13 protein-coding genes are annotated in these 10878 nt (G+C 63.4%); 7 read left to right on the forward strand and 6 right to left on the reverse strand.

Features of this window, described 5'->3' with window-relative positions:
- Window positions 1-96: 96 nt before the first annotated feature.
- A complete protein-coding gene (locus FJ423_RS01910) occupies window positions 97-1977 on the reverse strand; it encodes an ABC transporter ATP-binding protein (RefSeq protein WP_140838703.1) in 1881 nt (626 codons plus the stop codon).
- A 26-nt stretch (window positions 1978-2003) separates the two neighbouring features.
- Window positions 2004-2420: a hypothetical protein gene (locus tag FJ423_RS01915; RefSeq protein ID WP_140838705.1), complete on the reverse strand. Its 417-nt coding sequence runs from the start codon at window positions 2418-2420 to the stop codon at window positions 2004-2006.
- Window positions 2421-2863: 443 nt separating this feature from the next.
- Here FJ423_RS01915 and FJ423_RS01920 point away from each other — a divergent pair, with 443 nt between their 5' ends.
- On the forward strand, window positions 2864-3322 hold the full coding sequence (locus FJ423_RS01920) for a tRNA (cytidine(34)-2'-O)-methyltransferase (protein WP_095766501.1): 459 nt from the start codon (window positions 2864-2866) through the stop codon (window positions 3320-3322).
- Window positions 3323-3471: 149 nt separating this feature from the next.
- Window positions 3472-3915 carry a redox-sensitive transcriptional activator SoxR gene (gene soxR / locus FJ423_RS01925; RefSeq protein WP_140838707.1) on the forward strand — a complete coding sequence of 148 codons (444 nt, stop codon included), beginning with the start codon at window positions 3472-3474 and terminating at the stop codon, window positions 3913-3915.
- A gap of 140 nt (window positions 3916-4055) precedes the next feature.
- Here soxR and FJ423_RS01930 read toward each other — a convergent pair whose 3' ends face one another.
- Complete coding sequence (locus FJ423_RS01930; protein WP_095766723.1) at window positions 4056-4313, reverse strand: hypothetical protein; 258 nt, start codon at window positions 4311-4313, stop codon at window positions 4056-4058.
- Between the two features lie 121 nt (window positions 4314-4434).
- Here FJ423_RS01930 and hemF point away from each other — a divergent pair, with 121 nt between their 5' ends.
- The 5 genes from hemF to FJ423_RS01955 all read left to right on the forward strand — a co-directional run bounded on the left by hemF (window position 4435) and on the right by FJ423_RS01955 (window position 8157).
- Window positions 4435-5349: an oxygen-dependent coproporphyrinogen oxidase gene (hemF, locus tag FJ423_RS01935; RefSeq protein ID WP_140838710.1), complete on the forward strand. Its 915-nt coding sequence runs from the start codon at window positions 4435-4437 to the stop codon at window positions 5347-5349.
- A 260-nt stretch (window positions 5350-5609) separates the two neighbouring features.
- A complete protein-coding gene (locus tag FJ423_RS01940; protein WP_095766498.1) occupies window positions 5610-5870 on the forward strand; it encodes a DUF1344 domain-containing protein in 261 nt (86 codons plus the stop codon).
- Between the two features lie 169 nt (window positions 5871-6039).
- Window positions 6040-6225, forward strand: coding sequence for a DUF1059 domain-containing protein (locus FJ423_RS01945; protein WP_095766497.1), 186 nt, complete (start codon window positions 6040-6042; stop codon window positions 6223-6225).
- Window positions 6226-6428: 203 nt separating this feature from the next.
- Window positions 6429-7091, forward strand: coding sequence for a hypothetical protein (locus tag FJ423_RS01950; protein WP_224524597.1), 663 nt, complete (start codon window positions 6429-6431; stop codon window positions 7089-7091).
- 85 nt (window positions 7092-7176) lie between these two features.
- Window positions 7177-8157, forward strand: coding sequence for a S8 family serine peptidase (locus FJ423_RS01955; RefSeq protein ID WP_095766496.1), 981 nt, complete (start codon window positions 7177-7179; stop codon window positions 8155-8157).
- Window positions 8158-8181: 24 nt separating this feature from the next.
- Here the strand turns inward: FJ423_RS01955 and FJ423_RS01960 are convergent, their stop codons facing one another.
- Genes FJ423_RS01960 through FJ423_RS01970 form a run of 3 tightly spaced genes read right to left on the reverse strand, consistent with a single transcriptional unit; the run spans window position 8182 to window position 10864 of the window.
- Window positions 8182-9450 carry a CCA tRNA nucleotidyltransferase gene (locus FJ423_RS01960; protein WP_140838712.1) on the reverse strand — a complete coding sequence of 423 codons (1269 nt, stop codon included), beginning with the start codon at window positions 9448-9450 and terminating at the stop codon, window positions 8182-8184.
- Window positions 9447-10079, reverse strand: coding sequence for a CoA pyrophosphatase (locus FJ423_RS01965; RefSeq protein WP_140838715.1), 633 nt, complete (start codon window positions 10077-10079; stop codon window positions 9447-9449). Before FJ423_RS01965 ends, FJ423_RS01960 begins: the two co-directional genes overlap by 4 nt.
- Window positions 10079-10864, reverse strand: coding sequence for a DUF1285 domain-containing protein (locus FJ423_RS01970; protein ID WP_224524592.1), 786 nt, complete (start codon window positions 10862-10864; stop codon window positions 10079-10081). The genes FJ423_RS01965 and FJ423_RS01970 overlap by 1 nt, the downstream gene beginning before the upstream one ends.
- Window positions 10865-10878 lie beyond the last annotated feature (14 nt).

The raw sequence follows: 10878 nt of genomic DNA on the forward strand, positions 1-10878 counted from the left end.
GATGCCGGAGCGGCTCGACGGCTCACGGAACCGCCGGGCCGCTCCAAGTCTTTGTTTTGCGCAATTCCGGACGGAGTTGCTGCAATCGCGATCGCGTTACTCCGCAGCCATCTCGGATCGAAGCGACCTGGCATCGGGCTCAGCCGGCGCGTCATCGAGCAGGAAACCGCCCGACTGGCGTTGCCAGAGCTGGGCGTAGAGCCCGCCCTTGGCGACGAGCTCCTCATGCGAGCCTTCCTCGATGATGCGGCCCTCGTCCATGACGACGAGCCGGTCCATCGCCGCGATCGTCGACAGGCGGTGCGCGATGGCGATGACGGTCTTGCCCTGCATCAGCTTGTAGAGGTTCTCCTGGATGGCCGCCTCGGCTTCCGAATCGAGCGCCGACGTCGCCTCGTCGAGGATGAGGATCGGCGCGTCCTTCAGCATGACGCGGGCAATCGCGATGCGCTGCCGCTGGCCGCCGGACAGTTTGACGCCGCGGTCGCCGACATGGGCATCGAATCCCTTGCGGCCGTTATGGTCCGAGAGCCCGCCGATGAAATCGAGCGCCTCCGCCCGGCGCGCCGCCTCCATGAGCATTTCGTCGGTCGCGTCCGGCCGGCCATAGAGGATGTTCTCCTTCACCGAGCGGTGCAGCAGCGAGGTGTCCTGCGTGACCATGCCGATCTGCGCGCGCAAAGAATCCTGCGTCACCGCCGCAATCTCCTGGCCGTCAACGAGGATCCTGCCGCTTTCCAGGTCGTAGAAGCGCAACAACAGGTTGACCAGCGTCGACTTGCCGGCGCCGGAACGTCCGACAATGCCGACCTTCTCGCCGGGCTTCACGGTGAGCGACAGGTTCTCGATAACGCCCTTCTGCTTGCCGTAATGGAAGCGGATGTCCTCGAAGCGTATCTCGCCCCGGGCGACGGCGATGTCCTTGGCGCCCGGCCTGTCTTCGACCAGCCGCGGCAGCGAGATCGACTGGATGCCGTCCTGCACCGTGCCGATATTCTCGAACAGCACGGACATCTCCCACATGATCCATTGCGACATGCCCCACATGCGCAGCACCAGGCCGATGACCACGGCTACTGCGCCGATCGTCACCGCCTGGCCGAGCCACAGCCACAGCGAGATCGCCGTGACAGAGACCAGCAGCAGCGAGTTCAAGATGTAGAGCAGGCCGTAAAGCACCGTCACCAGCCGCATAGAACGGTAGACGGTGTCGAGGAAGCCTGCCATGCCTTCCCTGGCAAAGGTCGCCTCGCGGCGCGCGTGCGAAAACAGCTTCACCGTCTGGATGTTGGCGTAGCTGTCGACGACGCGGCCGGTCATGGTCGAGCGTGCGTCGGCTTGCTCCTCGCCGACTTTGCCCAGCCGCGGAATAAAATGCCACAGCAAGGCGACATAACCGATCAGCCACACACCCAAGGGTGCGGCCAGCCGCAAATCCGCCGATCCGACGATGAACAGCATGCCGAGGAAGTAGACGATCACGTAGTTGAGGACATCTATCAGCTTCATGACGAAGTCGCGCACGGCGAGTGCGGTCTGCATCAGTTTGGTGGCGATCCGGCCGGCGAACTCGTCCTGGTAGAAAGCCATCGACTGTTTCAGCAAATAGCGATGCACCTGCCAGCGGATGCGCATGGGATAATTGCCCATCAGCGTCTGCTGGTTGAGCAACGAACGCAGCCACACCGTACCGGGCAGCGCAAACAGCACGATGAAAGCCATGCCGGCGAGCTTCCAGCTCTCGGTCTGCAGGAACGTTTGCCGGTTCTGCGCCGACAGCCAGTCGACGATGCGGCCCATGAAACCGAACATCCACACTTCTGTGATGGCGATCGCCGCCACCAGCACCGCATCTACGGCGATGTAGGGCCAGACGCCGCGCGTATAATGAACGCAGAAGGCGATCAGCGTCTTCGGCGGCTCGACCGGCTCCGCGGCGGGAAACGGATCGAGCCTGTTTTCAAACCAGCGGAACATTCCGGGCACTCGACTTATCTATGCGCTCACGCGGCGCGGGATTGATGGGCTAGGCGTTGCAGCCGCGCGGCATTGCGGGCCGGCGATACGGAATCATCCGCATCGCCGGCCTTGCTACGCGCAATATAGGGTTTCGCCGGCATTTCGCCGACAGGCTCGTTTGACGTCCCTGACGGCACCGAACTTCCCGACGAAAGGCTGGAGCCTGCCCGGCTCCTGTCGCCCGGCCGGATCAAGCGGATGATCCGGCGCACCAGCGTGGGCCGGCTGTGATCGGGCACCGCGCGCGAGAAATCGACGTCCGGCAGCATGCCGCGATGCGGCCTGCGCCGTTCCTCGGCATGTACCGCCGACGAATAGGTCTCGCCGATCAGCAGCGCCCAGGTAGCCACCTTGCGTTCATGCAGGCTTCTTGACCCCGGTATCTTGTAGGGATCGAACATTGGTCCGTCCTCCATATGCAAATGCGTTAAAAAGGGTGATGCGTCCTCGATCATCGGCATTCGGCCGAAGGCGCGGATCGAATCGGCCGGGACACGACTAGCGTCGGTCCGGACACGCTCAGCTGGGGCACGGCGCCCCTTTGGCAGTTTGAAAAACATCGCAAGATTCCTTCGAAGGCCGAAAACTGGGTTCGGCGGGAATCGGTGCGATGAGGACTTAAAGTGTCAGAAGAATCGTCGTACCGAAACCGCCAGTGGGCATAGGGGTGCCCCGGAGAGGAGCTGGAAGTGCATGGTCATCATGTGGTCCCCCTCCTTCGGTTCGGGTTGACGATGGTGAGCATATACTCGACTTCGCAGAAAATGGCCACCCGCCAGTCCAGGAATCGCCGAAAGCCGCAGGCGCCTGTGGCCGATCTGCCACTTATTAGCAGGATACGGAAATGAACGATCGTCTCCGCATCGCGCTCTACCAGCCGGATATCGCCGGCAACACCGGGACAATCCTGCGCTTCGCCGCCTGCCTCGGTATCGGCGTCGACATCATCGAGCCGGCTGGTTTCCCGCTCTCCGACCGGGCGCTGAAACGGGCCGGCATGGACTACCTCGAAATGGCGGCGCTTTCCCGCCATGCCGACTGGCACGCCTTCGAGGAGTGGCGAAAGACCGGCGCGCGCCGCCTCGTGCTGCTCACCACCAAAGCCACGACCGCGTACACCGACTTTGCTTTCGCTGCCGGCGACATCCTTTTGTTCGGCCGCGAATCCGCCGGCGTGCCGGACCAGGTCCACCAGGCGGCGGATGCGCGACTGACCATCCCGATGCGGCCCGGAGCGCGCAGCATCAATGTCGCGCTGTCCGTCGCCATGGTCGCGGGCGAAGCGCTGCGCCAGCTCGGCTAGAACCCCGAACCCCTCTTCATTGCCGCGCGCAGGCTCCACTCGCGGCGTCATTCTCACCCAGGCGCACATCGCCTTCTCCTGCAATTGCCCTATCGACATTTGTTGGCTACAAGCTCAACTTAACTTGAGGTCAAGCGGAAAAGTTCGAGATGGCTCCGGTAAGGGAATTGACGGTCGGCCAGGTGGCCGTTCGCAGCGGCGTTGCGGTATCGGCGCTGCATTTCTACGAGGCGCGCGGCCTGATCCGCAGCCACCGCACCTCGGGCAACCAGCGGCGCTACAGCCGCGACGTGCTTCGGCGCGTGGCGATCATCCGCGTCGCCCAGGAGGTCGGCATCTCGCTTGCCGACATTGCCCGGGCGTTCCAGTCGCTGCCGGAAGAGCGCACACCGAACCGCGAGGACTGGAACCTGCTTTCGACAGCCTGGCGCGACGAGCTCGACCAGAAGATCGCCCAGCTCAAGAAATTGCGCGACGGCCTGACGGATTGCATCGGCTGCGGCTGCATGTCGATCGACAAATGCCCGCTGAGGAACAAGGAAGATCGGCTGGCCAAGGAGGGGACGGGGGCGAGACGGCTGGCGGTGCGCTGACAGTCTGCCGCCAAGGTGCATTGAGATTCAGGCCAGGCCGAGTCGAAAATGGTGGCTTCCGAGAACCGGAGCGGACGTGAGCACCGGAAGCGCAGGAAGCCGCCATTTGCAGGCCGGCATCACCTGAATATCAATGCACCTTAATCGGCCGCCGGCAGCCGGCGCATGGTGAATTCGATCACATCGCCCGGGCGCTCGAACCAGCTTTCGATCTCGGTCCAGTAGGCCTGTTTCGGAAAACGCTCGAACCACTCTTTGGCCTTGAGGCGCGCATCCGGGCGCGGCAGCACGAAGGTTTCGCGCAGGAAACCGTCGCGCGGCTGGTTTTCGCGCTCAGCCCGTGAGCGCTCCAGCCTCTTGCGTAAGCCATCCAGCGGCGGTCTTGCCGGGGTGCGCACGAAGGAACTCCCTTGCACCTTGGTCAGACAGGACTTGACCCTTCCTCTCAAGAGATTAGGGATCGCGCCCTGAAAAGACGAGTCATTTGTCAGGCAAGCGCGCCTGCGACTGGAGACCGAATTGGAAAGACCTGACCTTCCCTTGGGCCTGCCGGCCGACATCGAGCAGAAGAAGATGAAGGCACGTCTGTGGTTCGAGGCCTTGCGCGAGCGTATCTGCGCCACTTTCGAGCAGATCGAGCAGGAACTCACCGGCCCGCAAGCGTCATGGTCGCCCGGCCGTTTCGAGAAGACCCCCTGGGAGCGCGACGAGGGCCGCGGCGGCGGCGGCACCACGTCGATGATGCGAGGCCGCGTCTTCGAGAAGGTCGGCGTCCACACCTCGACCGTCCACGGCGAATTCTCGCCCGAGTTCAGGAAGCAGATACCCGGCGCCGAGGAAGACCCGCGCTTCTGGGCGAGCGGCATCTCGCTGATAGCACATCCCTGGAACCCCAACGTGCCGGCCGTGCATATGAATACCCGCATGGTCGTCACCACGCGCCAGTGGTTCGGTGGCGGCGCCGATCTGACGCCGATGCTCGACCGCCGCCGCACCCAGGACGATCCCGACACGATCGCCTTCCATCGCGCCATGCAGTTCGCCTGCGAGAAGAACGCCGCCGTCGCCGACTATCCCAAATTCAAATCCTGGTGCGACGAGTATTTCTTCCTGCCGCACCGCAACGAGCCGCGCGGCATCGGCGGCATCTTCTTCGACTGGCTGCATTCTGACGAGGACAGGGGCGGCTGGGACGCCGATCTCAATTTCGTCCAGGACGTCGGCCGCTCCTTCCTCGTCGTCTATGCCCATCTGGTTCGAGGCAACTTCAACCAGAACTGGACCGACGGCGAGCGCGACGAACAGCTCATCCGGCGCGGCCGCTACGTCGAATTCAACTTGCTTCACGATCGCGGCACCATCTTCGGCCTGAAAACCGGCGGCAATGTCGCCTCGATCCTGTCCAGCCTGCCGCCTGAGGTAAAATGGCCGTAACGATCCGGTGAGCGCGGCGACGGCCGCATTGCTGTCCAATTCGCCGAATCTTGGCCGGCAATGTGGCAGGGACGATATCTTTTTCGTCTAATATCCTTTTGAAAAAATTGAGCTATTTAAGATCGCGGGGTCGGGAAGCGCCGGCGGTCGAAGCGGAGATCATCTCGTCTCCCTCCGGCCGTGAGCCGGCGCGACTTGACGACCCTGATCACGAGAGGTGCCTCGCCGAATCGGGCACCCGCATTCCAGGAGAGCACGCCATGCGCAAGCTTATCGTGACCGCAGCTACCGCCGCCCTTCTCGCCTCCGGCGGCGCCGCGTTCGCAGCGGTCAAGCACACCACCGGCACCGTCAAGAGCTTTGACGGAACGGCCATGAGCCTTGTTCTGGACGACGGATCCACTTTCAAGCTGTCCAAGGCCTTCAAGGATCCCGGCATCCAGGCCGGCGAGAAGGTTCGCGTCTCCTGGGACATGAGCGGCAAGAACAAGATTGCCGAGGCCGTCAAGATCATGAAGTGAAGGCCTGCCCGTCAAAGGCAGATCGAGTTCTCAGGCGGCAAGGAAGGCGGGGCAGCACTGCTCCGCCTTCCTTTTTTGGAGAGAAAAGCAGTCTGCCGCGGGCTGCGATGCAACCGAAACCGGTCGCATGTGTTATGGTTTTCCAGCAGAACGAGGAAAGGAAAGTCCCATGAAGGAATTCCAATGCGGGTCGCTTGTCCCCGGCTGCGACTGGCATACGCGCGCCGAGGAAGAAGCCGAGGTGATGCGCCGTGCCGTCGAGCACATGCGCGAGACGCATGGCGAGACCGTCATCCGCGAGACGATGATCGAGGCGATACGCTCCCGCATCCAGAAGGTTCGCGACGCGGCCTGAGGGACTCCTCACCTTCGAACAGATCGACCGGCAGCGAAATCAGGACGGCTCAGGGCCTGAGCATGTTCCATCGCGAGTTGCGAACCAATTTGCCTGAGTCGATCCCGGAAGGTCCGGACCGGCCCGGCATTTCAAACAGATACTTATATTCGAGTCGTCTCATTTAAGTTTGCGGTAACGGAATTCGTGCCACCGTCGGGCAAATGATCCGGCTGCAGGGCTGGCCGAGAAACTCGCCGCCACCCAAGGCGCTGACCGGATCGGTGGGGCGAGGTGTTTCGCGCATGCGCGAACGATCCGGCAAGAGGGGCACATCGTGCGAGGCGGCGCTGCTGCTGTGCGCATGTCTCGGCGCGTCTCCCGCGACCGCCCAGGAAATGATGACCACCTCGCTGATCGGCATGCATCAGGGGTCGCCGCTGAGCGACCGTGCCCGAGGCCTCGGCGGTGGCGGCTATGAGCTGCAGAATGGAAGCTGGGTCTCGTTCAACCAATGGTACCACACGAACTGGGTAGACATGCATGTCGACCTGCTCACCCAGGTTACCGAAAACACCGGCATCCTTTGGGGGTTCGGGACCGGCGAACAAGGCGACAAATACAGCATCGGGCCCAGCCTGAAGCTCGGTTTCCTCACCCAGACGCATCCGAATCCGAACAGCACCCTGTCGCTGTCCGTAACGTCGATCATCGGCGGAAACCTCACCGAGAAACCTTGCCTGGCCGACTACGGGGATCTGGGCTCCTACAGTGTCAATTGCCGGCTCGCGGCCGGTGAGATGGCGCCGCAGGAAACCCTGAAATACCTGGTTAGCGCCAAGCCCGAGAGCATGCATCTGTGGCTGAATTATCGTCTCACTTTCTGATCGCCGGGAGCCGCGAATGAAAAGTCCATCTCGTCCCGAAACGCGCGATCGCCCGTCCTGGTTCTTGTTTGGCTGGAGTTGGAACATGTCTGCTGGTCACCTGAAATTCGGCCTCGTTGCCGCCCTTGCCATCCTTTCGGCGCCCATTGCCTCGGCGCAGGAGGGCCTCGGCGCGGACGAGACGGCGGCGCTCTGCCATGGCGGCGGCTCCATCTGCGTGAGCGCAAAGATACCGGTCGCGCGCACGACGCAAACGGTACAGAACTGGATGAGCCCCGACGTCGGCGCGGCATGGGCCGCCGGCTACAAGGGCAAGGGCGTCACCATCACGATGGTCGACGACTTCAGCAGCACCTCGCGCTTTTCCGGCAATTTCGGGATCGGCGTGCAGACCCAGCGACACGGCGAATGGACGCGCGAGGAAGCAAGCATGATTGCTCCCGCCGCGACCATCCGCTCCAAGGATTTCTCGACCGGCACGGCCGTTTCGCTGGCACGCGGCCTTAATGTGCTGAACCTGAGCTACGGCATGTACACAACCGCGGGCTACAGCGCGAACCAGATCTGGTGGGCTCCAGAGGAGTCCTCGATCATTTCCTACGCCACCAAAGGTTCGGCCATCGTCTCGAAGGCGGCCGGCAACGACGCGGTCGCTGTTGGCGGGGTCACTGGTGGCCAGCAGGACTATCTCGACCTTGCTTTGATCGGCAAACCGACCGCGATCTTCGTCGGCGCGCTGTCGACGAACGGAACCACAGCCAACAAGGCCCAGCTCGCCTGGTATTCCAATTATGCCGGCTCCGACCAGGCTGTGCAGAGCCACTTCCTGGTGGTCGGCGTCGAGGGTGACAAGACCGGGCTCTACGGAACGTCTTTTGCCGCGCCGATCATCTCCGGCTATGCTGCGATCATCGGCAGCAAGTTCACCAAGGCGACGCCCGTCCAGATCACCAACGACCTGCTCAATACGGCCCGCACCGACACGCTGGCCAATTACGACCCGTCCGTCTACGGCAAGGGCGAAGCAAGTCTCTCGCGCGCTCTCGCTCCTGTGGCCATACACTGACAGGCACCGGCCGTTCCGGCCCGTCTAGCTCTCCAGCGCCTGCGCGGCGCGTTCCACCAGCGCGCCGCGTTCCAGGGTGAAGCCGGACTCGACCCATTCCTTCTCGAGGTTCTTCAGCGTGGCGCCGAGCTTCGGTCCTGGCGACGCGCCAAGCGCGGTCAGGTCGGCGCCTTTTATCGGAAACACCGGCTTCTCCCATTTCAGCGTGAAATTGAGCAGGCGTGAAAAGCCGCCGGCTTCCATCATCGCCTGATTGTCCTCGACTGCGCGTGTCCGCGCGGCGGCAAGCGCCAGCCGAATGCGGTCGATATAGCCGTTGCGGTCGCCGTAATAGAGTTTCTTGGCCAGCTCGGTCTCCGTCGCCTTGGCATCCGGCGCGATGGTCAGTGCCCAATGCCGCAGGCGGCCGGCCTCGTCGTTCGACAATCGCAGCCGCTCGCCAAGCGTCTTCATGCGCACGGCATCGGGCGGGACGATCGCCTCCAGCCTCAGCACAGGATCGGCGGCCCAGCCGAGATCTTTTCCAGTTTTGACCAGGCCATGGATGGCGTCGATGCCCCACTTCTCGCTTTCCGGCAGCACGGCGGTGAGCACGCCTGCCTGGCGCATCCATAAGAGCGCGCGCGAGGGATCTGGAGCCGACAGCAGCTTCTTCAGCTCGGACCAGACGCGTTCGGCCGAAAGCCGGGCAAGTCCGTCCTTCAGCCTGGCACAGGCCTTCAGCCCTTCCGCGTCCGGCCGTCCGTCGCCATACCAGGCAAAGAAACGGAAAAAGCGCAGGATGCGCAGATAATCCTCGCGGATGCGCGCCTCCGCGTCGCCGATGAAACGCAGCCGCCTCCCCTCTATATCGGCGACGCCGCCGACGAGATCGACGACCGTGCCGTCCGCTTCGGCGTAGAGCGCGTTGATGGTGAAGTCGCGCCGCTCGGCGTCCGCTTTCCAATCGCGCCCGAAGATCACCTTTGCCCGCCGGCCGTCGGTCTCGACATCGGCCCTGAGCGTCGTCACCTCATAAGGCTTGCCGCCGGCGATCACCGTGATCGTGCCATGCTCGATGCCTGTCGGCACCGTCTTGAAACCGGCCGCCTCCGCGCGCCGGACCGTTTCCTCGGGCACGGTAGTTGCGGCGATGTCGATGTCGGCGACCGGCTGGCCGATCAGCGCATTGCGCACCGCGCCGCCGGCGACACGCGCTTCCTCGCCGCCCTGCTTCAGCGCGGCAAGAAGCTTCTGCAGATGCTTGTCGGCCAGCCAATCGGCCTTGCCCGAGAGTGACGCCTCAGCGGTCAACCATAAAGCCTTTCATAGAGCGTGCGGATTATGCCGGCGGTGACGCCCCAGATACGCTGGCCGCCATAGGGCATCTCGTAGAAGAACCATTCGAGCTCGTTCCACATGCGGCTGTCGCGCGCGTGGTTGGCCGGATCCATCAGGAAACTCAGGGGCACCTCGAAAGCCGCGTCGACCTCATCGGCATTGAGCGTCAGCGAAAAACCCTGGCGCACGATGGCAAGCACCGGCACGATGCGGTAGCCGCTGCCGGCGACGTAGTCGGGCATGCGGCCGATGATCTCGACGAAATCCCGTTCGAGGCCGATCTCCTCGAAGGTCTCGCGCAAAGCGGTTGCCTCGGGGCTTGCATCGGTCGCATCGATGGTGCCGCCTGGAAAGGCCACCTGGCCGGAATGGCTGCGCAGTTTCTCGGCGCGCTTGGTGAGCAGCACCATGGCGCCCTCGGCGCGGTCGACCACGGGAATCAGCACCGCCGCGTCGCGCAGCGGCTTGATGTGTTTGAGCCTGGGATGGCCGGGATTGAAGCGATGATCGCCGAATTCGTCGCCGGGGACGATCGCCGCTTGCGCCGCGACGCGCGCCCGAAAATCCGCGACCGAAAACGCCGCCGGCGTAACCTGGTCCATCACGCGCTCAGCCGCTTCAGTTTCTCGGCCGGCATGATCGGATAGACCTCTCCGCCCGAGCGAATGGCGAACATCGCCTTGCCGCCGATGTCGATCTCCTCGCCATGCTCGACCAACTCATACATCACCGGACGCGCCAACAGCGCTTCCAGTCGTCCGCGCACAAGCACATAGGGTTTCAGTCCGCCGGTTTCGTCCTCGTCGACGAAGCGCAGCGCATGGCCGGGGCCGGCGGCGACGACATCGCCGACATTCGTGCGGAAGGTGACGACCTGGTCGTTCCCGCTCCCGGACACGTTCATTTCGACGGCGATGAAGGGCGCGTCGACGACGCGGATCCCAACCCGCTCGACCGGCGTCACCAGATAGGTCTTGCCGTCGGCATCCTTGCGCAACACGCTGGAAAAGAGCTGCACCAGCGGCATGCGGCCGATCGGCGTGCCGAGATAGAACCAGGTCCCGTCGGCCTTGATCTCCATGTCGAGGTCGCCGCAGAACTCCGGATTCCAGCGCTCGACCGGCGCCGGCCCCTTGCCGGCCCGGGCCGCGCGGGAGATCAGCGCCTCAAGGCCGCGCGCCTCTGTGGCGCCGATCAGGCTCTGTTTGCTCAAGCTGTGCTCGCCAGCGCTCTGTTCGTCGGGCGTTTGTTCACGATGTTCGCTGCGTTCGGCCATGGTCACGAAATAGTCACTGTTGTCCCGATTGTCAGCCTTGTCCGCCCGAGTCTGTGATTTAAGTTCAATTACAGGCGCCAGGTGAGGCCGAATCGCGGCATTCTGCGGCATCGAGAGTGCAGGCC

Source organism: Mesorhizobium sp. B2-8-9, assembly GCF_006439475.1.
Taxonomy (GTDB): Bacteria; Pseudomonadota; Alphaproteobacteria; order Rhizobiales; family Rhizobiaceae; genus Mesorhizobium.